This is a genomic window from Parapedobacter tibetensis (genome assembly GCF_024704835.1).
GTDB lineage: Bacteria > Bacteroidota > Bacteroidia > Sphingobacteriales > Sphingobacteriaceae > Parapedobacter > Parapedobacter tibetensis.
Window position 1 is genome coordinate 238,080 of record NZ_JAMXBE010000001.1, and the last position, 25,616, is coordinate 263,695.

General features: G+C 45.9%; 18 protein-coding genes. 10 read left to right on the forward strand and 8 right to left on the reverse strand.

Annotation, left to right across the window (positions count from 1 at the left end; genetic code table 11):
• The first annotated feature begins 267 nt into the window (after positions 1-267).
• The 3 genes from NF543_RS00930 to purU all read left to right on the forward strand — a co-directional run bounded on the left by NF543_RS00930 (position 268) and on the right by purU (position 9,219).
• The gene (locus tag NF543_RS00930; RefSeq protein WP_257666205.1) at positions 268-6,384 is read left to right on the forward strand and encodes an alpha-2-macroglobulin family protein; all 6,117 of its coding nucleotides are present in this window, start codon (positions 268-270) and stop codon (positions 6,382-6,384) included.
• A 114-nt stretch (positions 6,385-6,498) separates the two neighbouring features.
• The gene (locus NF543_RS00935) at positions 6,499-8,367 is read left to right on the forward strand and encodes a DNA topoisomerase IV subunit B (RefSeq protein ID WP_257666206.1); all 1,869 of its coding nucleotides are present in this window, start codon (positions 6,499-6,501) and stop codon (positions 8,365-8,367) included.
• A gap of 9 nt (positions 8,368-8,376) precedes the next feature.
• On the forward strand, positions 8,377-9,219 hold the full coding sequence (gene purU, locus NF543_RS00940; RefSeq protein WP_257666207.1) for a formyltetrahydrofolate deformylase: 843 nt from the start codon (positions 8,377-8,379) through the stop codon (positions 9,217-9,219).
• Positions 9,220-9,230: 11 nt separating this feature from the next.
• Here purU and NF543_RS00945 read toward each other — a convergent pair whose 3' ends face one another.
• From NF543_RS00945 to NF543_RS00960, 4 genes are all read right to left on the reverse strand, one after another.
• Entirely contained in the window at positions 9,231-9,557 is a 327-nt protein-coding gene (locus tag NF543_RS00945) for a cupin domain-containing protein (RefSeq protein ID WP_257666208.1), read from the reverse strand.
• 18 nt (positions 9,558-9,575) lie between these two features.
• The gene (locus NF543_RS00950; RefSeq protein ID WP_257666209.1) at positions 9,576-10,472 is read right to left on the reverse strand and encodes a class I SAM-dependent methyltransferase; all 897 of its coding nucleotides are present in this window, start codon (positions 10,470-10,472) and stop codon (positions 9,576-9,578) included.
• A 137-nt stretch (positions 10,473-10,609) separates the two neighbouring features.
• Complete coding sequence (locus tag NF543_RS00955; protein WP_257666210.1) at positions 10,610-11,362, reverse strand: ABC transporter ATP-binding protein; 753 nt, start codon at positions 11,360-11,362, stop codon at positions 10,610-10,612.
• Positions 11,363-11,399: 37 nt separating this feature from the next.
• Positions 11,400-12,134, reverse strand: a complete 735-nt coding sequence (locus tag NF543_RS00960; protein WP_257666211.1) for an MlaE family ABC transporter permease — start codon at positions 12,132-12,134, stop codon at positions 11,400-11,402.
• Between the two features lie 254 nt (positions 12,135-12,388).
• Here NF543_RS00960 and NF543_RS00965 point away from each other — a divergent pair, with 254 nt between their 5' ends.
• From NF543_RS00965 to ispG, 5 genes are all read left to right on the forward strand, one after another.
• Entirely contained in the window at positions 12,389-13,108 is a 720-nt protein-coding gene (locus NF543_RS00965; RefSeq protein ID WP_257666212.1) for an SDR family oxidoreductase, read from the forward strand.
• Positions 13,109-13,119: 11 nt separating this feature from the next.
• Positions 13,120-13,710, forward strand: a complete 591-nt coding sequence (locus NF543_RS00970) for a PspC domain-containing protein (RefSeq protein WP_257666213.1) — start codon at positions 13,120-13,122, stop codon at positions 13,708-13,710.
• 9 nt (positions 13,711-13,719) lie between these two features.
• On the forward strand, positions 13,720-14,673 hold the full coding sequence (locus NF543_RS00975; protein ID WP_257666214.1) for a toast rack family protein: 954 nt from the start codon (positions 13,720-13,722) through the stop codon (positions 14,671-14,673).
• Positions 14,674-14,677: 4 nt separating this feature from the next.
• Positions 14,678-15,295 (forward strand): RDD family protein, encoded by a 618-nt coding sequence (locus NF543_RS00980; protein WP_257666215.1) that lies wholly within the window; start codon positions 14,678-14,680, stop codon positions 15,293-15,295.
• A gap of 73 nt (positions 15,296-15,368) precedes the next feature.
• A complete protein-coding gene (ispG, locus tag NF543_RS00985; protein ID WP_257666216.1) occupies positions 15,369-17,369 on the forward strand; it encodes a (E)-4-hydroxy-3-methylbut-2-enyl-diphosphate synthase in 2,001 nt (666 codons plus the stop codon).
• A 22-nt stretch (positions 17,370-17,391) separates the two neighbouring features.
• Here ispG and NF543_RS00990 read toward each other — a convergent pair whose 3' ends face one another.
• The 3 genes from NF543_RS00990 to NF543_RS01000 all read right to left on the reverse strand — a co-directional run bounded on the left by NF543_RS00990 (position 17,392) and on the right by NF543_RS01000 (position 20,649).
• Positions 17,392-17,904 carry a T9SS type A sorting domain-containing protein gene (locus NF543_RS00990; RefSeq protein WP_257666217.1) on the reverse strand — a complete coding sequence of 171 codons (513 nt, stop codon included), beginning with the start codon at positions 17,902-17,904 and terminating at the stop codon, positions 17,392-17,394.
• Between the two features lie 229 nt (positions 17,905-18,133).
• Positions 18,134-19,837 (reverse strand): amino acid permease, encoded by a 1,704-nt coding sequence (locus NF543_RS00995; RefSeq protein ID WP_257666218.1) that lies wholly within the window; start codon positions 19,835-19,837, stop codon positions 18,134-18,136.
• Positions 19,838-19,974: 137 nt separating this feature from the next.
• Entirely contained in the window at positions 19,975-20,649 is a 675-nt protein-coding gene (locus tag NF543_RS01000) for a hypothetical protein (RefSeq protein WP_257666219.1), read from the reverse strand.
• Between the two features lie 123 nt (positions 20,650-20,772).
• Between NF543_RS01000 and tyrS the strand changes: the two genes are divergently transcribed.
• Complete coding sequence (tyrS, locus tag NF543_RS01005) at positions 20,773-22,056, forward strand: tyrosine--tRNA ligase (protein WP_257666220.1); 1,284 nt, start codon at positions 20,773-20,775, stop codon at positions 22,054-22,056.
• A 90-nt stretch (positions 22,057-22,146) separates the two neighbouring features.
• Here tyrS and NF543_RS01010 read toward each other — a convergent pair whose 3' ends face one another.
• Complete coding sequence (locus NF543_RS01010) at positions 22,147-22,869, reverse strand: DUF4397 domain-containing protein (protein WP_257666221.1); 723 nt, start codon at positions 22,867-22,869, stop codon at positions 22,147-22,149.
• A gap of 203 nt (positions 22,870-23,072) precedes the next feature.
• On the opposite strand from NF543_RS01010, the gene NF543_RS01015 reads away from it, so the two are divergent.
• Positions 23,073-25,616 carry an FtsK/SpoIIIE family DNA translocase gene (locus NF543_RS01015; RefSeq protein ID WP_257666222.1) on the forward strand — a complete coding sequence of 848 codons (2,544 nt, stop codon included), beginning with the start codon at positions 23,073-23,075 and terminating at the stop codon, positions 25,614-25,616.

Sequence of the window (25,616 nt, forward strand, 5' to 3'; positions counted from 1 at the left end):
ACGGCCCAACACATCCCAGTTTTCGATAGTCTCAAGGCGAATATACCGAAGGGCGGGGTGTTTTCAAAATTTATTTCTTCCCCTGCCAAAGCACAAATCTTGACATAAGTGTCGGAATCTGCATTTTCCAATATCCATACGAGGTATTTTTTATGGAATTTTATTCCTTGTAGCATCCGTGTACCACTTAGCGTTATGATAACAGTTTATCAAGCATTTTTTAGTTAAGTTTGTACAACAACATTGAGGGCCTTTAATAGACACACCATGATTCGTAACATCTTTTCCGTAGCGGTAATCCTAATCACAATGGTCACCACCACCATGGCACAAAAACACCCTGAAAACACGCCGTTCCAAAAAGAATGGCGGCAAATAGACTCCCTCACGGGCAAAGGTCTACCTCAATCGGCTGCTAAAATTGCCCGCCAGGTATTGGTTGCGGCCAAAGAAAAAAAAGATAATGCCAGCGCCATCAAGGCCCAAATCTTCCTGATGGGTGTGGATGAAAGCATACAGGAAAACGCAGATATCCGTAACCTACTCTTCGTCGATTCGCTGATTACAGAAAGCCAAGGTTCCGAAAAAGCACTTTGGCAAAGCATCAACGCAGAGCAATATTGGCAATATTTTCAACAGAACCGCTGGAGGATATATAACCGTACACCCATCCAAGGGGAAGCTCCAACGGATATCGCCACATGGGATGCTCCGGCTTTCATCAACAAAGCAAGTACACTATACCTCGCCTCCATTGCTGAAAGGGAGCAGTTAAAAGCTATCCCCGTAAAACGCTACATGCCCATTCTTGCTGAAGGAAAAAATACCCGGCATCTGCGTCCCACCTTATATGATTTCCTGGTATTCAGAGCCATCGAATTTTTCCAGGATGATGAAAAGGACGTGATAAGCCCGGCATACCGATTTCAGGTGGATGGCGCACTGTGGTTTGAACCTGCCCAACGGTTTAGCGAAGTGAGGGTAAAACCTGCCGACCCAGATGCCCTGCACTTCAAAGCGCTGAGTCTCTATCAGGAAATCATTAGCTTCCATCTCAACGACAAGGAACCCGATGCACTCATCGATGCCGACCTGCATCGCTTGCAATTCGTACATACGCATTCCGTAAATCCGCACAAAGACAGCCTGTATCTAGATGCCCTGTTTAGGCTTGAAAAGCAATATCGTAAGCATCCAGCATCAGCTGAAGTGTCTTTCCGCATCGTGCAGCAACAATATGGGAATGGTGTTTCCCCTACCGATGGGCCCATACCGATGCGCTCCGGAACCCAACAGTCGGGCAAAAGGGATGTACCGGCTCTCCGAGCGAAATTGGAACAAATTATTGCGCAGCATCCTGATACGGAGGGCGCTGCCCATGCCACCGAGTTGCTCAACCAGATTCAGATGAAGGAAATCGCCCTTAAGGTAGAAGAGGTGAACATTCCTAAGCAAAATATCAGAGCCCTGATTACCTATCGGAATGTAGATAAAATCCACTTATCCCTCTATAAGATACCCATAGGGTTTGAATTTCGTAGGGGCAATGATCAAGAAAGGGAAGCAACCAGGCAGGCACTCCAAGCGTTGGCACCAGTAAAGGCTTGGGAACAATCACTGCCGGGAACTGCCGACATGGAAACACATCATACCGAAATCAAAGTGGACGCTTTGCCTGCAGGCAGCTATGCACTGGTTGCTACGGTCAGCCCAAACTCGGGGGATTTGCCGAATCTGGATTTGGGTGAAGACAATAGCCTAATACACTTGATAGATTTTCAGGTATCGCGCCTCAGCTTGATAAGCAATACTGGCGGGAAACAGGACTGGCTCTACGTTCTTGATCGCCAAACTGGGAAACCTGTTGCCCATGCCAAGGCACAGTATTGGGAGCAACGGTGGGATGCCGAAAAGCAAATAAACGTATATAGCAAGCTGGCCGAAAACACAACTGACAAGGAGGGTAAATCAACCATTCCCAATGGAGACAGGCAATATACCAGAATAAACCGCATTACCCTCATCGCCGAGACAGACACCCTGAGGGCCGATGTCCATTTATATCGTTATCGTGACAATGCCGATGAACCAAAAGCCCATAGCAGTACATTCCTTTTTACTGATCGGGCCATCTACCGCCCCGGACAAACCATCTATTTTAAAGGCATTATGGTGGAACGCATCAACGAGGGGAAGAAAAACCGCGTACTGCCTAACCGTAAAACCGAGGTAACCTTATATGATGCTAACGGCCAAGTCGTGTCTACCACCAATGCAAAAAGCAACGAATTTGGTTCGTTTGAAGGCTCCTTTATAGCTCCCGAAACTGGCCTCACAGGTGAAATGCGCATTCAAGAGGAGCATGGGTCTGTCGCTTTCTCCGTGGAAGAATACAAGCGCCCCAAATTCTTCGTGGAGTTCGACACCTTAAAAGGCAACTATGCCCTCAATGAACAACTAACTGTAAAGGCTCATGCCAAAGCCTATGCGGGCAACAATATTGATGGTGCCGAGGTCAAATACCGGGTGGTGAGGCAAACGCGCTTCCCCTATTTCTGGGCCTATTACCGTTGGGGGCAACCTCAATCCCAAGAAATGGAAATCGCCAACGGAACTGCAATAACCAAAGCTGATGGCACTTTTGAGGTGACCTTTGAAACTATACCCGACCGTAGCATCAACCCCGAAACGCTACCTACTTTTACCTATCAGATACATGCCGATGTGACGGATATCAGTGGTGAAACGCGGAGTGGAAGCCAACAGCTTCATGTTGGGTACCGATCCCTCCAAATCATAGCCGCAGTAGATGAAACCATCGAAAGCAAGGAGCTGACCCTTACGGCTTACACGCAGAATATGAATGGTGTATTCACGCCCGCGCAACTGCACCTAAACGTGGCTCCCCTGCGGTTTCCTGAAAAAATCTTCCGCAAGCGCTTATGGGAAAAACCTGACCAATTCGTATTATCCGAACAGGAATACCGGAATGCCTTTCCGGACGACGAATACCAAGAGGAATCGAACTACCTGAATTGGGAAAAGGGTGAAACGGCCTACGAGACTTCTTTTACCACTACAGCGGATGGCCAGGTGACTATCCCCCAGTCGGCCTGGGGAGAAGAAGGCTGGTATGTACTGGAATTGAAAGGCAAAGACAAACAGGGCAATGAAATCACGGAAAGAAAATACACATATTTAGTAGATCCATCGGGGAAAAGTCTGCCACAACGCACCTTGCTCGTACATACCAACCAAAAGCGATATGAACCAGGCGATCAGCTGGAGTTATCAGTGAAGGCGGGGCATGAAGGCGCTTACCTGCTTGAAAGCCGCACGCAGTCGGCCAACACACTGCCCTACCCAATAGGCGACCGGCAGCACATCGAACAACCCATCACCGAAAACGACCGCGGTGGCATAGCCTACCAGTGGATTTATGTATACAACAACCGCGTATATACCGCGCAACACCAAGTCCAAGTACCTTGGTCAAATCGTGACCTCCAATTGGAATGGGCCACGCACCGCGATAAATTATTGCCCGGTGAACAGGAAGAGTGGACACTAACCGTCAAAGGAGACAAAAAAGACAACGTGGCTGCTGAACTGCTTACAGGGATGTATGATGCCTCACTGGATGCATTCAAGCCACATCAATGGCGCTGGGATCGGTTTTCGCCCGACAATCTGTTGGGCAACTATTGGAATACCCAATACGGTTTTGGTAGTAAGGATGGCATCGAATGGAAAGACGGACTCAACTGGAGCCGCTCTGGCACGTCATATACCAAAATATACGACCGGCTGTATGATTTCGGACGGCATCTACGCCAGCTAAGCGGGACAGGGATGATGATAAGAGGCATGGCTACTCCAACCGAACAGCGTATGGCCCTACCCGCTGGCGCTGCCAAGGAGGAGGCTGCAATGAGTGAAGCGGTGATCATGGGTTACGGAAAAGACCAATCAGATGGGAGCACACCCCCCCCACCTACCGAAAATGAGGAAAACATTGAAGCAGATCCGCTGACCAGCACACAGGTGCGTACAAATCTCCAAGAAACCGCCTTCTTTCTACCCCAGCTACGCACCGATTCAGCGGGCAGCGTAACCTTCAAATTTACCATTCCCGAGGCACTTACCGAATGGAAGATGATGGCCTTTGCCCATACCCAAGACTGGAAAACGGGTTATCTGGAAGGCCGGGTGAAAACTCAGAAAGACTTGATGGTGATGCCCAACCTGCCTCGGTTTCTGCGTCAAGGTGATGATATCCATATCAGCGCCAAAATTAGCAACCTGGGCGAACAAGTAATACAGGGAACGGCTCGCTTAGAAATACTAGATGCCACCACCCTGGAACCCATCACTACTAGTTTTATTGACGACACGGCAGAAAAGAATTTTTCGGCACGGCAAAGCCAAAGCACCGCTGTGAGTTGGGCACTCCAGATCCCTAATGGTCATTTTGAACCGGTAGTGGTCCGCATCACGGCCAAAGCAGGCAATTTTACCGACGGTGAGGAAAACACACTACCCGTCATCACCAACCGGATGCTGGTAACCGAAACATTGCCCCTGCCGGTGCGGGGCAATGAAAGCAAATCATTCACGCTGCCTAAATTGCTGAATCCGGAAAGCAATACCTTATCACACCACGCCCTTACCGTGGAGTTCACCGGCAATCCGGCATGGTATGCTGTACAGGCCCTACCTTACCTGATGGAATATCCTTACGAATGCGCCGAACAGGTATTCAACCGCTTCTATGCCAATGCACTGGCTGCACATATTGTGGCGCAATCGCCAAAAGTAAGTGCCATATTTGATCAATGGCGAGAAAGCGATACAACGGCGCTATTGTCTAACCTGGAGAAAAACCAAGAACTAAAATCCGCGCTGCTTGAAGAGACACCATGGGTGATGGAAGCTAAAAATGAAAGTGAGCAGAAACGTCGGATAGCCTTGCTCTTTGACAGCCACAAGCTGGCGCAGGGCTTGCAACAAAACCTAACCAAACTGGCTGAAATGCAACTGCCGGAGGGAAGCTTCCCTTGGTTCAGGGGCATGCAAAGCAACCGTTACATCACCCAATATATCATAACGGGGATTGCACGTCTGAAACATCTTGGTGTTGAAGCAGCAAATACCACTGTGGCCAAGGGAATCATAGACAAGGCTCTCCCCTACCTTGATCAACAAATTAAGGTTGACTACGACCAATTGGTGGAACGCAAGGCAAAACTCGATGATCAGCAAATCGGGTACTCACATGTGCAATACCTATATATGCGCAGCTTCTTTGCCAGCACACCCCTGCCGGAAGCAAGTCGCAAGGCTTTTGGCTACTACCAAGCTCAAGCCAAAACATATTGGGCCCAATTCAACCCCTACCTCAAAGGCCAAATCGCCTTGGCGCTCCATCGCTCCAACAACGAGGACTCAACACCTGCTGATATCATGGCCTCCCTACGGGAAACCTCCATCCAACACGAGGAAATGGGCATGTACTGGAAATCCATGCCACGGGGCTATTGGTGGCATGAGGCCCCCATTGAAGCTCAAGCACTGCTTGTAGAGGCTTTTGCCGAGATAGGCAAAAACACCCAAGCCGTAGATGACCTGAAGGTATGGTTGCTCAAGCAAAAGCAAACCCAACACTGGAATACCACCAAAGCCACCGCAGATGCCATTTATGCGTTGCTGTTGCAGGGCAGCGACTGGTTGGCCAACGAGCCCATTGTAAATATCACCCTGGGGCAGGAACATATAAGCTCCACCGAAGTGAAGGCCGAGGCCGGAACAGGGTATTTCAAGAAGCGTTTTGAAGGCGATGCCGTAAAACAAGATATGGGCAATATTACCGTAAAGGTAGATAAAGTCGTCAACGAGGGTGTCGCTTGGGGAGCTGTGTATTGGCAATATTTCGAAAACCTCGATAAGATCACATCCGCAGAAACCCCGCTCAGCCTGCGCAAACAACTTTACATCGAGCGCAATACGGACAGTGGCCCTGTACTCACTGAAATCACGGAAGGTAATGCGCTGAAGGTAGGTGACAAGGTGAAAATTCGCATCGAACTCCGTGTAGACCGCGATATGGAATACGTGCACTTGAAGGATATGCGGGCAGCTTGCTTTGAACCAATCAACGTATTGAGCGGATACCGTTATCAAGGCGGATTGGGCTACTATGAAAGCACCAAAGATGTCTCCACCAACTTTTTCTTCGATTACCTGCGTAAAGGGACGTATGTGTTTGAGTATCCGGTGTTCGTGTCACAAGCAGGGGATTTCTCCAATGGCATCAGTACCATCCAGTGTATGTATGCACCAGAATTCAGTAGCCACAGCGCGGGGATAAGGGTGTCGGTGGAGTAGAAGATATGTGGTGTGAGATGTGAGATAGGCTATAGAATCATCAAAATTTCGTATTATTGCGTGACTTTAATACATGGTGAGATCAAGGAGTCTAATATCTAACGTCTAAATAAAATGACAGCAGCATACAACGAAGATAGCATACGATCACTAGATTGGAAAGAGCACATCCGACTAAGGCCAGGGATGTATATCGGCAAGCTGGGTGATGGCTCGGCTTATGACGATGGCATCTATGTACTCCTTAAGGAAGTGATGGATAACTCCATAGACGAATTTGTAATGGGCGCTGGAAAAACCATCGAAATCACTGTCAACGAACAAAAAGTGTCCGTACGTGATTACGGCCGAGGCATCCCGTTGGGTTCAGTAGTGGATGTGGTATCAAAAATCAATACCGGCGGCAAGTACGACAGCAAAGCTTTCCAAAAATCCGTAGGACTCAACGGGGTGGGAACTAAAGCGGTTAATGCACTTTCCTCATCATTCACTGTGCAATCCTACCGCCAAGGGAAGACCCGTATTGCTGAATTCAGTCAAGGAGAACTCCTCAAAGACGAGGAAAAAGATACCACCCAACGCAACGGTACAGCGGTAATCTTTTACCCTGACGACAGCATTTTCAGGCATTATCATTACCGTCCGGAATTTGTAGAGAACATGATTTGGTATTATGTCTTTCTAAACTCCGGACTAACCATCAATTTTAATGGGCAAAAGTTCGTGTCTGAAAATGGCCTGAAAGACTTGCTCGAACGCAACATCGATACGGAATCCATGCGTTATCCCATCATCCACCTGAAGGGAGAAGACATTGAAATCGCCATCACCCATGGACAGCAATATGGTGAGGAATATTACTCCTTTGTGAACGGGCAACATACCACCCAGGGCGGCACACATCAAGCAGCATTCCGCGAGGCAGTGGTGAAAACTGTTCGTGAGTTTTATAAGAAGGATTTCGAGGCCGCTGATGTCCGGGCATCCGTCATCGGGGCCATCGCCATCAAAGTACAGGAACCCGTTTTTGAGTCGCAGACCAAAACCAAGCTCGGATCGCAGAATATTGGTCCAGAGGGGCCTACCGTCCGCACTTTCATCAATGATTTTGTGAAAAAAGCACTTGATGATTACTTACATAGGCATTCCGATACCGCCGATGCCTTGCTCAAGCGTATCCTTCAGTCCGAACGCGAACGAAAAGATATTGCGGGTATCAAAAAACTGGCCAACGAACGGGCAAAAAAAGCATCGCTACATAACCGAAAGCTGCGCGATTGTAAAATTCACTATGGCGACAAGCATGAGCGGGCTATGGAGACCACCCTATTTATCACAGAGGGCGATTCGGCCAGTGGCTCCATTACCAAATCACGTGATGTGCAGACCCAAGCTGTATTCAGCCTCAAAGGGAAACCCCTTAACGCCTTTGGCCTCACCAAAAAGGTGGTATACGAAAATGAGGAGTTTAACCTATTGCAACATGCACTCAATATTGAAGATGGGTTAGATGGACTACGTTATAACAACATTGTCATCGCCACGGATGCCGATGTGGACGGCATGCACATCCGTTTATTGATTATGACCTTCTTCCTGCAATTTTTCCCCGATCTCGTGAAAGCGGGCCATGTATCCATCCTGCAAACGCCGTTGTTCCGTGTGCGCAACAAAAAAGAAACCATTTATTGCTATAGCGACGTGGAGCGCCAATACGCTATGCTGAAATTGGGTAGTAAACCTGAAATCACTCGCTTCAAGGGGCTGGGTGAGATTTCGCCGGACGAATTTGGGCTATTTATAGGCAAGGACATGCGCTTGGACCCTGTAATTCTTTCGAAGGATCAGAAAATTATCCAATTGCTTGAATATTACATGGGCAAGAACACTCCCGATAGGCAAAAACACATTGTAAACAACCTCCGGGTAGAGGTAGATATCGCTGAGCAGCAAAAAACAACAGCAGAAGAACTAGTGGCTTGATGTAATGTGATGACTGACCAGACCTTAATCTTAATCCAATGCCGTGATGCCGTAGGCTTGGTGGCATTGATAGCCAATACCGTTGCCGCCCATAAGCTCAACATTGTGACCATGCGTGAATATGTGGATGAAGCGGCAAACCGCTTCTATGTACGCATTGTTTGTGCCGGCGGAGCAAATAATATACAACAGCTTACTGATGAACTGTTGGTTGAACTCCCCGAAGGGGCCAATGTGCACGTAAATCCCCCGCAACAAAAACGCCTGGCCATTTTGGTTACCAAAGAACACCACTGTTTGGGTGATATCATTATCCGCCATTTTTTCAATACATTGGGGGCTGAAATTTGCTGTGTGGTGAGCAATTACGATAATTTAAGGGCTTTTACTGAACGTTTTGCCATTCCTTTCCACCATGTGGCTCATGAGGGGAAAACGAAAGAAGATTTTGAAATCGAGATTGGCCACATCCTTGAACGCTATCAACCAGATTACCTGGTGCTGGCCAAATTCATGCGTATCCTCTCGCCCACTTTCGTGGAGCGTTATCCGGGACAGATTATCAACATCCACCACTCATTCCTCCCCGCATTCATTGGAGCCAATCCATATAAGCAGGCCCACGCCCGCGGCGTCAAATTAATTGGAGCCACAGCCCATTTTGTGACCAATGATCTCGACGAAGGCCCAATCATTGCGCAGGATACCAAATCCGTAAACCACAGCTACACGGTGAAAGATATGGTACGAGCCGGAAAGGAAGTGGAAAAATCGGTGTTGAGCAAGGCGTTGTCATTGGTTATTGAAGACCGTGTCATCATCACAGGCAATAAAACGGTAATCTTTGAGTGATAATGGACTGCCTATAAAAAATCCTCGCGTACAGGACTGAATGCATCAACCAGTATACCCGCATTGATACAGTGACACCCGTGTAACGTATTGGGTGGTATCAAACAGGTGTCACCTGCCTCTATGGTAAAGGTTTCATCGGCAATGGTGTACTCAAACGTGCCGCTTTCTACATAGCTGATTTGGGTATGCGGATGCTGGTGTCCGGCGCCGATACTCCCTACTTCGAACCTAACCTTTACGACCATCAAGTCCGCATTGTAAGACATCACTTTGCGGCTGACGCCTGCTCCAAGATCTTCCCAAGCACGTTTTTCATCATTGATAAACAATCCCATCGATAGTCTAAATAGCCGTTATCCAATTTTCCTGAATTTCCCAAATACGCCTAGAGGCAGTTTGCTCCCTGCTGTAGCTTGCAGATACAATTCACCCGTTTCCAGGTTTGGCACTTGGGGCAAAAATGTTTTTACCAAATTTTCCACAATAACAGATGAAAAGCCCAGTGAGTAGGTATTAAGGATCAAAAAATGTTCGCTGGGATCCAGCAATTGTACAACATCACGCATCATCTCGGCAATATGGTCCTCAAGTTTCCATTTCTCCCCTTTGGGACCATGCCCATAGGCAGGGGGATCCAATATGATGCCCTGATAGATATTGCCACGTTTCAACTCACGCTTCACAAATTTCAACGCATCCTCCACTACCCATCGAATACCGGATAGCCCGGAAAGCTCCTGGTTTTCATTGGCCCAGGTAACCACTTGCTTGATGGAATCGATATGTGTAGTGTCGGCACCGGCAGCTTTGGCCACCAGTGAGGCCCCTCCTGTGTAAGCAAAGAGGTTCAACACTTTAGGGCTGGGTGTCTTGAAGGATTTTATGGTATTGGATATAAAATCCCAATTGACCGCCTGTTCGGGGAAAACCCCTACATGCTTGAATGCGGTGAGGCCAAGACGTAGCTTGATGGTTATATCAGCGTTTTTGTAGCTTATATGCCAACGGTCGGGTATTTTGGGGTTCTTTTTAAGCCAATCTCCACTCGTGGCAGACCGCCCTTTGAAACGAATATCATGGCGCTTGTTCCATTCGGATTCGGGCAGCGCTTTGGGCCATATAGCTTGGGGTTCAGGGCGTATCAGCACCACGTTGCCAAAGCGTTCGAGCTTTTCGAAATCACCACAATCAATGAGTTCATAATCTTCCCAGTGCTTTGGGGTGAGGAGTTGGATGTTGTTTGATGCCAAGTGTCAAGTATTTTGTGGCAAAGATAAAGATATCACGCTGTTTCTCGCAGAGAACGCTAAGGATTTCGCAAAGTCCGCTTAGAACTCCCCTTTGCGAGCTCCACGTGAAAAAACTTCGCGTCCTTTGCGTGAAATACTCAAAACCGCTCCTTCGCCACTTTCATAAATGGGCTGGCAAACACGAAGTTATTCAATTCTTCCAAATCCGAATGGGTGATTTCCTTATTGGAGCCCTCCCACCATTTTTGGCCCTGGTGTAAAAAGAGAATATAATTCCCAATACCCATCACCGAATTCATATCATGTGTTACCACCACGGTAGTGCATTGATACTCTTCCGTTAGTTCCGCTATCAATTCATCAATCACAATGGCGGTCTCGGGATCGAGGCCTGAGTTGGGCTCATCTACAAAAAGATATTTTGGGCTCATGCTGATGGCACGGGCAATACCCACGCGCTTTTTCATCCCGCCAGAAAGCTCCGCTGGATATAATTTGTTGTTCCCCACAAGGTTCACCCGTTCCAAACAAAAGTTGGCCCGGTCTATTTTCTCGCTTCTACTCATTTCGGTGAACATCTCCAGCGGAAAAATAATGTTCTGCTCCACGGTCATCGAATCAAACAGTGCCGAGTTTTGAAAAAGCATACCGATTTCCTTACGGATGGGAATGCGGGTCTCAAAGTCCATACGTGTGAAATCTTCGCCCTGATAGAGCACCTTGCCTTGCTCCGGCGCATGTAACCCCACCATGCATTTCAATAATGTGCTCTTCCCCGAACCCGAGCCACCAATGATCAAACTGATCTTACCGGCTTCGAATTTCGCGTCAATACCCCTTAATACATGGTTATCGCCAAATGATTTATGGATATTCTGGATTTCAATCATAAAGAAAAAGAAACTAAAACTAAAAATGATAATCGGCCTAAAGCATCAATGCTGTAACGATATAATCGGCCACCAAAATGGTAATGCAGCTGATAACCACACCACGAGTACTGGCCTGCCCGACTTCCAATGCTCCACCCCGCACATAAAATCCCTTGAAAGCCGAAACAGTTGTAATAATAAACCCAAAAACAAAGGCCTTAACCAACGCTACTGCAACTGTGTAGCCTCTGAAACCATCCGTAATACCATTGATATAATCTTCGGGGGTAACGGCACCAGATAGTGACCCACCCAAAAGCCCACCAGTTAAAGCAAGGAAAATGGATATAATTACCAATGCCGGAATCATGGTAATGCCCGCCAATATCTTGGGGAGAATAAGGTACCCCGGAGCATTGATCCCCATGATTTCAAGGGCATCGATTTGCTCTGTCACCCGCATGGACCCGATCTGGGAAGAAATGGACGACCCCACTTTACCGGCCAATACCAAGGCGGTGATGGTAGGGCTCAGTTCCAGGATGCTCGAATCACGGTTGATCTGTCCGATAACGGAATTGGGAATGAGATCAGAAACCAATTGAAACGCTATCTGCATGGTCATTACTGCGCCTACAAAAGTGGAAATGATGGCAACCAGACCAAGTGACCCAACACCAATCTCATTCATCTCATGGATTATTTCTTTCCAATAAATTTTCCATTTTTCCGGTCGCCTGAAGACCGCTTTCAACAAGAGCAGGTACCTGCCAAAGTAGGTGAAAAACATAAATTTCCGTTCTATATTCCGATAAATATAAATGTTTTATGCGGAAGCGAAAATAATATTGTTGCCGAAGTGGTATTTTCCCATCCCATAGCATCACAGGACAAAACAAACTTAGATAAACTTGGTTTTATATACAAGCGACGATTTATCCACCAGCATGAGCAACAAGTTTTATAATTGAAAAATAAGCATGCCGTTGTTTGACTATCCCCACAATAAACTTCTTATTTTTGGAATCAATAGAACATGCTAAAATGTCAAAATTAACTAATCAGACGGCTTTGATTACGGGCGCCACCAAAGGGATGGGACTTGCCATCGCTAAAAAACTTGCCCAACTGGGCTGTAACTTGTTACTCGCCGCGCGCAACAGTGATGCATTGAAAGCACTTAAAGTCAATTTGGAAAAATCCACCCCCAATATCAACGTGCAGTATTTTGTATGTGATTTCTCAGATAGAACCCAACTTGACGGATTGACACAATGGGTTGATCAAATAGCCCCCCATCTGGATATCCTCATCAACAATGTGGGAATATTTCATGCGGTTTCCATATTGGATGAGTCAGACGAAGATTTTGACTTGCAAATGAGTATCAACTATTACACACCCCATCTGCTCTCGCGCTCCGTGGCGCGCAATATGCGCAGAAATAGCAAGGGCCATATCTTCAACATCAGCTCTATTGCCAGCCGAGAACCCGTATCATCCGCGGGTACCTACACTGTAACAAAATATGCGGTGATGGGTCTAACTCATGTATTGCGGGATGAATTGAGGCCCTATGGAGTAAAAGTGACTGAAATCATACCCGGATCTACATTGACTTCCTCATGGGAAGGTACGGCTATCCCTGCTGACCAGTTTGTACTACCGGAAGATATTGCAGCGGCCATAGCCACATGCTTAACGATGAGTGAGGGGGCTAATGTGGATGAAATAGTAATAAAACCAAGATATGGTAACATTTAAAATAAGATAAAATGGAAAGGAAACTTCAGCGAATACCCCATGAAGGGGCGGTGGCAGGTGTTTGCGCTGGCTTGGGAGAATATTTTGGTATAGACAAAACATGGATAAGGTTAGCGTTTATCATCAGTGTCTTTTTCTCTGGGTATATGGGTGTTGGGCTTCTCGGGCCGATTGTATATATCGTGCTGTGGATTGTGTTGCCCATAAAATCATTTTCATTACCTCATGATCCATTTGATGTGGATTATCGAGCTTCGCAAAACCAAAAATCCACGGATTATGAAGCTGGCTACCCGTATAATTGGAATGTAGGGGGTAAAGCACAAACATTCAAGCAATCAAAGGATAGGTATATTGCGGGCTTAATTCTCTTGGCCGTAGGATTATTTTTCCTGTTGCATCAATTGGATGTTTTGTATTGGCGTGACTTTGCACGGTACTGGCCGGTATTGATCATCATCATGGGGCTGGCCAGCATCTTTGGCGCATTCACTAATAAAAAAGAGCAAACTTATCCTCATGAAAAAGAAGAGGAATATACCCAGGATCCCGAGCAACCAACCAATGGTGACAATGAGGAGGGACATGCTTACACCAAATAACCTAAAGTCATGAACAAAGAAAAATTAAGTTGGGGACTCATCCTGCTTTTTGTAGGGGGCATCCTATTGCTGGATAACCTGAATGTTATCAACTTTTATTGGCGCTCTGTCTTAAGTATGTGGCCAGTTATCCTTATTGTCATTGGCGTAAACCTTTTGGTACCCAAACGTGGAATTGGCAGTGCTGTTTCCATCATAGTCACCATAGTTGCCTTGGCTTTTCTGGCCTATCGAGGCACTTTCCCACCCCGCAGCAACTGGTGGGTATTTAACAAAAGCTGGGACATGGACATGGACAGAAAGCCCGCCGGCGAGCCGAAACATATGGGTGCCTCCAAAGGCACATTTAGCCATGAATACGATAGCGCTGTTACCACGGCCCACCTGAACGTCAAGGGCGGGGCGATTGAATATGAAATTGAAGGGGTTACGGATAAGCTCTTCAGTGCAGAGGCCGGTAGTACCATTGGTTCTCATGAGTTAAAAACCATAATCACAGATGCCAAGGCAGACCTCACATTCAGTATGAAAGGTACCAAGAATGGCAACTGGAAAGGGAATGTGGATGAAAATTGGGCCAAAATAAGCCTCAATGCCAACCCGATATGGCATATCACCCTTGACATGGGAGCTGGTGCTGCAGAATTCGACCTGACTGAATATAAAGTGGCCAGCCTCAACTTCAATGGTGGCGCTGCATCATTCGAGGCCAAACTGGGCATGCCACTACAGGAAACCATCATCAGCGCAGAATCTGGAGTGGCCAGCGTGGAAATTGAAATACCACGGGCGGCTGCCTGCAGGATTGTGGTCAAATCGGGGCTCTCATCCAAGGATTTTCCCGGCTTCACCAAACAGGGAGACGGTTCTTATACGACTGAAGGTTATGAAAATGCAAGCAACAAGTTTACGATCAACCTCCAGGGTGGGTTAAGCTCCTTCTCGGTGAAACGATATAATTAATAACGTGGATAACCATCCCGACCGATATTATGTGGTCATCCAAGGGAAACCCCAAGGTCCATTCACATTGGATGAATTGCGAGGCATGGACCTCCGCCCCACGGACTTCGTGAAGCCTGTGGAGCAACCAGAATTTAAGGAACTAAGGGAGCTTGCCGAGTTGAGCAAGCTATTAAACATCCAATATCAAGCTACCCTACCTCAGTATTTTGCCACATTGGATACACGCCTCCTCTCCACAGCTATCGATTATTTCATCGCATTATGTATATATGCTGTTTTGGCCGCAGTGTATCTAGGAGGAGCAACGAATACACAGGAAAGCATCCCGACGCTCATCATGGGGCTGGCTCTTGTGCCTATTTTCAAATTTATCCTATGCGTGGCAACTGAAGGGTCCAAAAAGCAAGCTTCCATAGGTAAAATGCTCATCGGCGTTAAAGTAACGGACGAGGAGGGCAAACCCATTGGATATGGGCAGGCGTTATTACGAAATATTGCCAAGCTTGTAGGTGTCATTACACTCGGTATTGGGTTTTTCACTGGTTTTTTTGACCGTAGGCAGCAATGCCTGCACGATAAGATCGCCGGAACGCTGGTCATCAAGGATAGGTTGATTTGAAATAAACGCCATCTTAATTTCTAACAAATAATATATTAATCATTATTCCTAACTTTGTATGTTGAACGACAACATGGATATTAGAATCGGAAATACCTTGCCGGGTGGCTACTGCAATTCGCTGACGGAATATTCACGATGGCGCACCCGTGAAGTGTCCATTGGCAATATACCTCTAGGTGGGAATAACCCCATCCGTATCCAAAGTATGACCACCGTGGATACGATGGATACTATTGGATCCGTAGAACAAGCCATCCGTATGGCCGATGCTGGCTGTGAATACGTGCGCATCACCGCCCCTAGTATCAAGGAATCCAATAATCTTGCCGAAATCAAAAAGGAACTACGCAAGCGGGGGTATGATATCCCATTAGTAGCTGATATCCACTTTACTCCGAATGCTGCAGAAGTGGCTGCACGAATCGTGGAAAAGGTGCGTATCAACCCTGGCAATTATGCCGATAAAAAGAAATTTGACCAACTAAACTATAGCGAGGAAGCATATAAAGCTGAATTGGAACGTATATATATCAAATTTGCACCATTGGTGAAAATTTGTAAAGAATACGGCACAGCTATGCGTATCGGCACTAACCATGGCTCCCTTTCGGACCGTATCATGAGCCATTATGGTGACACCCCTGAGGGGATGGTAGAATCGGCCATGGAATTTATCCGCATCTGCGAAGACCTTAATTATTACAACCTCGTTATCTCGATGAAATCCAGCAATCCACAGGTGATGGTACGCGCATATCGCCTGTTGGTGGAAAAGATGGTGGCTGAAGGAATGAACTATCCCTTGCATCTCGGTGTAACCGAAGCGGGCGATGGCGAAGATGGACGCATCAAATCTGCTGTGGGCATAGGCACCTTGCTCGAAGATGGCTTAGGCGACACCGTACGGGTATCCCTTACCGAAGAGCCCGAATTTGAAGCTCCAGTGGCTATTGCCTTAGTAAACCGGTATACCAAACGCCAACAAGATACCCAAGGCAGGGCTTCTACCGCTACTTCCCTGACATTCACCCGTCATGATATCAAACCCCATGTTTCCGCAGAAGTAAGCGCGTTCATCGGCGGATCGTTAGTGCCACGAGTCGTGGTGGATATATCACACAAAAATCTGAGGGATCCAGCTATTCTCAGCGATGTTGGATACAAATATGACCCCTTGCTCGATAAATACCACATGGGTGAACAGTCCGTGGATTTTGTCTATCTAGCGGATGAGCTACCCTCCTTTACTATGCCGGGTAATTTAAAACAGCTGTATAATTACCGTATCTGGGTGGGCCTCAAGAACAGGATCAATATCCATCCGGTTTATACGTTACGTGAATTTGTGGAAACAAGTCTGCATGATACTGACCTCAATTTAGTAAGGATAAATAATATCGATCTAGGAACAGTCCTTTTTGAAACACTACCATTGGACAAAACCATCGTCTTCGTATTGGAAACCGATGAACCTCATGGCATGGCAGACCAGCGCTTATTTTTTTCGACCTTATCTGAATTGGGGCTTGACAATCCGGTCATCATCCGTCGTCTTTATCCTTCAGAGGAATTTTCTACCCCCTCAGGCAATCTGATGGATCCAGAAGAGCCTATTTCTAAACTGCAATTATATGCTGCCACGGATATGGGCGCATTACTTGTAGACGGTATGGGCAATGGTGTATGGGTAGATGCACCAGCCATTCCTATGGACAAGCTGGTATCGGCGTCCTTTGGAATCTTACAGGCAACCCGCTCACGGATTTCCAAGACGGAATACATCTCTTGTCCAAGCTGTGGACGCACCTTATTTGACTTACAGGAAACCACCCATATGATACGTAGTCGTACTAACCACCTGAAAGGACTCAAAATAGGAATAATGGGCTGTATCGTAAATGGTCCTGGGGAAATGGCCGACGCCGATTATGGATATGTAGGCGCTGGGCCGGACAAGATTACGCTATACCGGGGTAAGGAAGTAGTCAAACGTAATGTCAGTTCGGCCAATGCACTCGATGAATTAATTGAAATTATACGTGAAGATGGGCGTTGGATAAATCCAGAATAGGGAAACCGACAATAAAAAACACTTATAATACAGAGATTCGTTTCACCACGGTTTCGGCACCTGCCGAAACTCGGATAAAATAAAACCCGTTAGTAAGTTTGTTGTTAGTCTCAAAAGCGTGGCTTTGGTTTCCGGCTTCCAGCTCCTGGTTAAGCAGTGTCATCACTTCATTCCCTAACGCGTCCATTACCTTAATCGATACTGAACTTTGTTTACCAAGGCTGAATGACAGGTTAATCTGCTCGGAAATGGGATTTGGGAAAATCTTTACATTACTTAACAATTTATCGTTTTCTGAATTGTTAACCCGAAACGGAAAGAAATTTCTGAAAGAAGAGAAGAAAGATCGTTGTGAATTACGATTATTAGCAGCGGAAATGCGCAAAGCTTCGTCCTTAACTTCGCTTCTACTCATCACGCTGTTAGTATCTACTGCCACCTTAGTCGTCGGTAGCAATGCTGCATTCACGTTGCCTATGAACGTGATGGCGCCTACAGCCAAAATGATAATTATGTAACGTAAAAACTTCCTCATACAGTATCGGTTTGACAAACGTCGTAATCAGAGGTTTAATTTAAAATGTTTTTCTCCCTCTCCCTTATCAGAACAAATGTAGGACAAAATTGCTATATTCCCTATAATAGAGGATGAAAAAAAAATATTTTAACAATTTTTAACATGTTTGAGCGCTACAGCCTCCAATATTAACACCAAATTACTTTTAATGGCCGTTAATCTGCGTTTGTTGATAATTTGAGGAGGTTTATTCTATTGGAATATCCACGGGTTTATTCAATTTTGAGTGTCGGTAACCATAACAAAAATAAACCACCAAACCAATAGCTAACCATACAAGGAAAATGAACCAATTGCTTGCCCCTAGTTGCGACATCAGGTAGAGGTTGACTAGAATCCCTGCTACGGGCAATAGCGAAAACCGGTAGATGTATCCCATCACACTTAGCACAATCCAAACCAACCAAAATAAGATGATCAGTATTTTATGTTCCAGTATCTGCTGAATTGATAATTGTTGCCATTCCATAATCGTGTCCTGTCCATAGTAATAAACACAAAATACAGCGGCCAATAGCGCCATTGTAATCAGATACTTCCCATTGATATAGGGCACTCGAAATTTAGCTTGCTTTGAAATGCCCGAATAATCCATATACAACACCCCCGCACATACCAATATGAACGCAAAAAAGGTACCCACACTGGTGAGGTCGACAAAGAAATCCATCTTGAAAAACAACGCGGGTATGGCCACCATAAATCCCGTGATAATCGTGGCAAAAGACGGAGTCTTATACTTGGGGTGTATCGTGGCAAATCTTTTCCATAGCAAACCATCGCGGCTCATTGTCATCCAAATACGAGGTTGGGCCAGCTGGAAAACCAATAGCGCACTAGTAATGGCCACTACAGACGTCACCGAAATAATCCCAGCCATATAATCGACACCCACATATTCGAATACATAAGCTAGTGGATCTTTGACATTTAATTCCGTATGATGCACCATTCCGGTCAACACCAATGTAATGAGGATATATAAAACGGCGCAGATAAGCAAGCATATCATCATTGCCCGCGGCAAATCGCGTTGTGGGTTTTTACATTCCTCTGCTGTAGTAGAAATGGAGTCAAACCCAATAAAGGCAAAGAACACAGCTGCAACACCAGTCATCACTCCTTTAATGCCGTTGGGCGCAAAAGGCGTCCAATTATCGGGTTTAATGAAAAAAGCGCCACCGATAATGACCAGTAGAATTACCCCCACTTTGACCACAACCATGATGTTGCTGGCCGTGCGCGACTCCTTGATGCCGATGTAGACCAACCAAGTGACCAAAACCGTAATGAGACCCGCAGGCAAATCAAAAATGACAGGGATGTCTCCCAATTTCGGGGCTTGCTCATAAGCCATGGCGGCCGTCTGCTCCACCCTTGTCAACGATTCCATGCCTTGTGACTGCAACTTGGCATAGGCCTCGGAAGCATAAGCGGGGGCCATCGTGAGCCAGCCAGGCATGTTAATGCCAAACCCTGCCAACATGCCTCCAAAATATTGCGACCATGAAATAGCCACTACCATATTGGAAACAGCATATTCCAAAATCAGTGCCCAGCCAATAATCCATGCAAACAGTTCACCAAATGCCACATACGCATAAGTATATGCGCTCCCAGATACAGGTACGGCACTGGCAAATTGCGCATAGGACAATGCTGTGAACACGCACGCGACTGCTACAAAGACAAACAACATAGATACAGCAGGTCCGCCATTGAAACTGGCCAATCCAATTGTGCTGAAGATACCCGCACCAACAATGGCAGCTATCCCCAATGACACCAAATCACGTACACCCAATACTTTCGCAAGCCCACCGGCCTTCGTTGATTGCGACGCACTTAAAATCTGCTCTATAGTTTTTTTGCGGAAAAGTCTATTTGCCATACGCGTACCTATTGGGTTTGGCTGATTACCAACCAGCCAAACTTATAAAAAAAAATTTACGAAGGAGGTTTAGTGGCTGTTTAAAATTTATATATATTTCTTGCAGCAAAGTAGGCTGGTATAAAAAGCGGATAGCCTTACGGCAGCTGGGCACGTATTTCATCAAATATATGATGGAAATTCCCCGCTAATTCCTTTACATAAGCAGTAATGGCCGTCGTTATCTGTTCCTTTTGCTTGGCCGTCAGCTCAACAACCCACAGCCGGCGGCAAATATTGATCATAGCAAACGTAATTTGGTCAAATGTTCGATAACTTCCTACATACTGTGCACGCATGAAGCTGTTGAAATAGGTAAAAAAGAATAAGGTATCCTTAACGTCGCATAGCTTCAGAAATCTATCCGTCATATCACGGTCTGCCGCCGCTAGATACTCATAAAAATCCGATTCATGCACCCAATTGTTGTGGAGTAGTAAGTGGTCAAGTAGCAATTCAAGTGCGATGTGCGACAAAAAGGAAGGTCTTATCGCTGTACTTTCTACAATAGGGGCAAGTACTGCTTTCAACTCATGTGTATGGCTATAGAAAAAAGTGGAATTATGAAAATAACGGTCGGCTTCTATATGCCTCACCCAGCCGCGATAAATACTTTGGAGTTTAGGATTGTTGCCAAATCGATCTTCGTATTTATGGGGCAGCACATTAATATTCCTGTCTGCATTTTTAATCAAATCGGGCAGTACACTCCCCAATACCAATTCAGGATCGTGACTGTATCGTTCAAAATAATAATGCGAAAGAAAATTCATGCAGCACTCTTTCCTGTTATAATACACTTATTGTGCCAATATAGCGAATTTCAACGATAATTTACGGCAGATTCTACTATCTTTGCCGTCACATTAATCACTCGATTTTAATAGTACATGAAGATGAATTTTGTTGAGGAATTGCGTTGGCGGGGCATGTTACAGGATATGATACCGGATACCGAAGAATTGCTGAACAAGGGGCCCGCGGCTGGTTATATTGGCTTTGACCCCACAGGCGATTCTTTGCATGTGGGGCATCTGACCCAAATCATGACGCTTATCCATTTTCAGCGTGCAGGGCATCAACCCATCGCATTGGTGGGTGGAGCCACAGGGATGATTGGAGACCCATCCTTCAAGTCGGCCGAACGTAACTTACTTGACGAAGAGACCTTACGGCACAATGTGAGCTGCCTCGAAGAGCAACTGCGTAGGTTCTTGAGCTTTGATGAAGGGGCAAACCCTGCCAAAATGGTGAATAACTACGACTGGTTCAAAGATTTCAAGTTTTTGGATTTCATCCGCGACGTTGGAAAATTGATTACTGTCAACTATATGATGGCCAAGGATTCGGTAAAGAGTCGTTTGGAAAGTGAAAACGGGCTTTCATTCACCGAGTTTTCATATCAGCTTATCCAAGGCTATGACTTTTATTACCTATGGAAGAACCACAATTGCCAGTTACAGATGGGTGGTTCGGATCAATGGGGTAATATTGTGACGGGAGCCGAGTTTATCCGTAGGCAAGATGGTGGTACAGCATACGGGCTTACTACCCGACTCATCAAGAAGGCCGACGGCAACAAATTTGGAAAAACCGAAAGCGGAGCCGTTTGGCTGGACGCCAACAAGACCTCTCCATACCGATATTACCAATTCTGGCTCAATGCTAGTGACGATGATGCCAAAAACTGGATTAAGATTTTCACCTTGAAATCCAAGGAAGAAATCGATGCCATCATTGCCGAACATGAGACTGCTCCTCATCTTCGCACGGTGCAAAGGGCGCTGGCCAAGGATATCACCACCCGTACACATTCCGAATCGGACTTTGAAACAGCCGTGAAAACCTCCGAATTTCTATTTGGCAATGGCCCTTTGGAATTTCTGAATGGCATGGAGCATACAGCGGTGTTGGATATTTTTGATGGCGTACCCCAGTTCCATATCGCTAAAGACCAACTGTCCGCCGGAATCAATGCAATGGACCTGCTGGCTGTTTCCACTTCGGTTTTTCCATCGAAAGGGGAAGCACGCAAAATGATACAAGGCGGTGGCGTATCTATCAATAAGGCAAAAATTGGTGACATTGATCAAATTTTTTCCTTGGATGACTTGATAAATGGCAGTTATTTAATAGTCCAACGGGGTAAGAAAAACTATTTCTTGCTGATAGCAGCGTAAAAAAACCGCCCCCGGGGAGGGAGCGGCAATCCGCCAATAGGCGGACTTCAATCAACCTAAACTTTATGGAGAAAATTGTGACCCATGTTTTTAATGGGTAATGATACCATGACCAAAACCTAACGAATCATCATTCGTGTTTTCAAGCAAGCCCTTAGCCCATATGGTATAAATCATACCGCTTGCTGGTGTAAAATCAAAGCTATGCACAACCTCATCACTACCATATTCAATGATGTTGAATGTATAGGTATCGCCAGCATCTATAACAGAAAACTCCGTGACTTCCTTAAACTTCTTATTGCTCGCCAACAACGTATCGACTTCTTCCACTTCTAAATCCAAAGCCGGAGCATCAGGGCTCAGGTGAAGAAACCGGATCTTTGCCTTTCCCTCGCTTGGGTTCGACAAGTCATCTTCTGTAACCATCAATTGGATCTCTTCATAACCCACCACATACAACGAATAGAATTTGCCAGGGGTAAAATCAACAGTTCCTTGAGCCAAAGGCGGCGTGGTTTGATTACGATTGGGATCGAACACCCTTACAAGTCTCCTTCCTGAATATGCATTTTTGTATGGTAATGTATCACCATAAGCGAATTCCTCGCCCAAAACCCTATTGTTTAGTTGGTTTTGGTCTAGTCCAATATCCAACCCTTCAGATCCAGGCACAGCATTAAGCGCCGCCGTGGCTGAAATCTGGCTTAATCCATTATCGCCATCCTTTAAGCATGCATTCAATGCAATAAAACTCACCACAATAGCCGCTATGATAAGACCTAAACGGCGTCTTTTTATTTTTCTTTCCATCAAAATTTACAGTAATTCCTTAATACAAATAACTAAATGGTGATCCAATTCGTATCACCGTTTTCATCATATAAAACGTGTCTAGTATGCAAAGTGCTACAACCTATCGGAAAAATTATCTGAAAATGCGATCCATGAATCATTGAAATCATTTATCTATAAAAATTCCGTAAGTTTGTCTCAAACAAAATGTATCCTTATAGATGTCTGGAAAAGGAAATTCTTTTAGGAAGAATGTACAGCATGATACGGAAGTCAGATCATCCACACGAAAGAAACGGGAGCGTAAATCGAAGGCTAGTTCACTATCTGGGCGCGGTCTAGGTGATAAAATCATAAAAATAACTGGTCTATTTCTGTTGATATTGGCGGTGTACTTCCTTATCGCCTTCATTTCTTATCTGTTTACCTGGCAGGAGGACCAAAGTTATGTCTCCGCGGCCAACGGTGGATGGAACACCTTATTCAAGAGTCGTGAAGAACTTGCCCTTGCCGGTATCGAGCATCCGGTGGTACAAAACTGGATGGGAAAATTTGGAGCTTTGCTTGCCCATCAGTTTGTTTACAAGTGGTTTGGAATTGCGTCTTTCCTTTTTATAGGCATCTTGTTCGTTATTGGATATCGCTTACTATTCAAGGTAAAAATTATTTCCATTTGGAAAGTTTTGGGCTACTCCTTGTTCGCATTAGTTTTCATATCCATTACATTGGGCTTTATCCATGGGTTTATCAGCAATTATCCTCATTTTCTGGAAGGCGAGTTCGGATTTTGGTCCAACAGATTGCTTCAAGCCCAGATTGGTGTGCCAGGGGTAGGAGGATTATTAATTTTTGTCATCCTTACTGTGCTGATTATCATCTATAACTTGGACTTTAAGTTGGGTGCGCGTCGCTCTAAGGATAGCAGCAATACCCCTGAGGCAGATAGTGCATCAGGAAATTCCCTCCGCAATGGAGAGCGTTATATGCAGGAGTCGGAATATCGGGTAGACCCTGTGGAATTCAACCTCAACCGGATGAAGGAATCCGAATCGCAGGAAGAAAAATTGCCACAAAACATCAATGCGCCTAAGCATGAATCCGCCGAGGATAAACCGGGACCCGATTTTACTGTCGAGGCACTCCGGGAAAAAACGGAAGCCAAGAACGAAATAAAAAACCCTCCGCTTACCGTATCAGCCATTAAGGAAGAAAAAAACATTACAGCAGATGAATTGGTTGAAAAAGTAGGCCAATATGACCCAAAACTGGATTTATCGGGTTACAAATACCCCCCCCTTGATTTGCTCCGTGATTACGGCTCAGGCAAAATCACTGTAAACAATCATGAGCTGGAGGAAAATAAGGACAAAATTGTCGATACACTTGGCAACTATAACATCGAGATAGCCAAAATAAAAGCCACCATAGGCCCTACGGTTACGTTGTACGAAATTATCCCGAAACCGGGTGTACGTATTTCCAAAATCAAGAATTTAGAAGACGATATTGCGCTGAGTTTAGCTGCCCTTGGTATCCGAATCATTGCCCCAATGCCCGGCAAAGGCACTATAGGCATTGAGGTGCCGAACAGCCACCCGGAGATGGTATCTATGCGGTCGGTATTGGCAACGGAGAAGTTCCAACACACGGATATGGACCTGCCAATCGCCTTAGGGAGAACGATTTCGAACGAAGTATACATCGCTGATCTTGCCAAAATGCCCCACCTGCTCGTGGCAGGAGCTACAGGGCAAGGTAAATCGGTAGGTATCAATGCGATCCTTACCTCCCTGCTCTACAAGAAGCATCCTGCTGAACTCAAGCTCGTGCTGGTAGACCCCAAAAAGGTAGAATTATCGTTGTTCAAAAAAATAGAACGCCATTTTCTGGCCAAGCTACCTGGCGAAGAGGATGCCATCATTACCGACACTAAAAAGGTAATCAATACACTCAATTCCCTATGTATTGAGATGGATGCCCGCTATGACTTGTTGAAAAATGGTCAAGTGCGCAATCTCAAGGAATACAATGTCAAGTTCATCAATCGTAGGCTTAATCCTGAAGAAGGCCACCGTTTCCTTCCCTTCATTGTGCTTATCATTGATGAATTTGCTGACCTAATGATGACAGCAGGCAAGGAAGTGGAAACACCGATAGCCCGATTGGCACAACTAGCGCGTGCTGTTGGAATCCATTTGGTCATTGCTACTCAACGACCGTCTGTAAACATCATTACAGGTACCATCAAGGCCAATTTCCCTGCGCGTTTGGCATTCCGTGTGCTTTCTAAAGTGGATTCGCGTACCATCCTCGACTCGGGAGGTGCTGATCAATTGATTGGAAGAGGTGATATGCTATTGGCTACTGGCAGCGAATTGATACGGATACAATGCGCTTTTGTGGACACCCCAGAGGTGGATGAAGTATCCGATTTCATAGGCAGCCAACGAGGTTATCCTTCGGCAATGTTGCTTCCCGAATACATCGATGAAAATAGTGAAAGCTCTGCGGGCGACTTTGATATCAGCGATCGTGATGCCATGTTTGAAGATGCCGCCAGGCTCATCGTCCTGCATCAACAAGGCTCAACTTCGCTCATCCAACGCAAACTCAAGCTTGGGTACAATCGTGCCGGGCGGATCATCGATCAATTGGAGGCAGCTGGCGTGGTGGGACCATTTGAAGGTAGTAAGGCCCGTGAGGTATTATTTCCTGATGAATATTCATTGGAACAGTTTTTGGATGGATTGAAGAAAGATGTATAG

Bases quoted from the DNA above. Each gene is read 5' to 3' on its own strand.
- NF543_RS00930 (WP_257666205.1), top strand. From the start codon at position 268: ATGATTCGTAACATCTTTTCCGTAGCGGTAATCCTAATCACAATGGTC.
- tyrS (WP_257666220.1), top strand. From the start codon at position 20,773: ATGAATTTTGTTGAGGAATTGCGTTGGCGGGGCATGTTACAGGATATG.
- NF543_RS00970 (WP_257666213.1), top strand. From the start codon at position 13,120: ATGGAAAGGAAACTTCAGCGAATACCCCATGAAGGGGCGGTGGCAGGT.
- NF543_RS00965 (WP_257666212.1), top strand. From the start codon at position 12,389: ATGTCAAAATTAACTAATCAGACGGCTTTGATTACGGGCGCCACCAAA.
- NF543_RS00945 (WP_257666208.1), bottom strand. From the start codon at position 9,557: ATGGGATTGTTTATCAATGATGAAAAACGTGCTTGGGAAGATCTTGGA.
- purU (WP_257666207.1), top strand. From the start codon at position 8,377: ATGACTGACCAGACCTTAATCTTAATCCAATGCCGTGATGCCGTAGGC.
- NF543_RS00960 (WP_257666211.1), bottom strand. From the start codon at position 12,134: ATGTTTTTCACCTACTTTGGCAGGTACCTGCTCTTGTTGAAAGCGGTC.
- NF543_RS00935 (WP_257666206.1), top strand. From the start codon at position 6,499: ATGACAGCAGCATACAACGAAGATAGCATACGATCACTAGATTGGAAA.
- NF543_RS00990 (WP_257666217.1), bottom strand. From the start codon at position 17,904: ATGAGGAAGTTTTTACGTTACATAATTATCATTTTGGCTGTAGGCGCC.
- ispG (WP_257666216.1), top strand. From the start codon at position 15,369: ATGGATATTAGAATCGGAAATACCTTGCCGGGTGGCTACTGCAATTCG.
- NF543_RS01010 (WP_257666221.1), bottom strand. From the start codon at position 22,869: ATGGAAAGAAAAATAAAAAGACGCCGTTTAGGTCTTATCATAGCGGCT.
- NF543_RS00995 (WP_257666218.1), bottom strand. From the start codon at position 19,837: ATGGCAAATAGACTTTTCCGCAAAAAAACTATAGAGCAGATTTTAAGT.
- NF543_RS00975 (WP_257666214.1), top strand. From the start codon at position 13,720: ATGAACAAAGAAAAATTAAGTTGGGGACTCATCCTGCTTTTTGTAGGG.
- NF543_RS00955 (WP_257666210.1), bottom strand. From the start codon at position 11,362: ATGATTGAAATCCAGAATATCCATAAATCATTTGGCGATAACCATGTA.
- NF543_RS01000 (WP_257666219.1), bottom strand. From the start codon at position 20,649: ATGAATTTTCTTTCGCATTATTATTTTGAACGATACAGTCACGATCCT.
- NF543_RS01015 (WP_257666222.1), top strand. From the start codon at position 23,073: ATGTCTGGAAAAGGAAATTCTTTTAGGAAGAATGTACAGCATGATACG.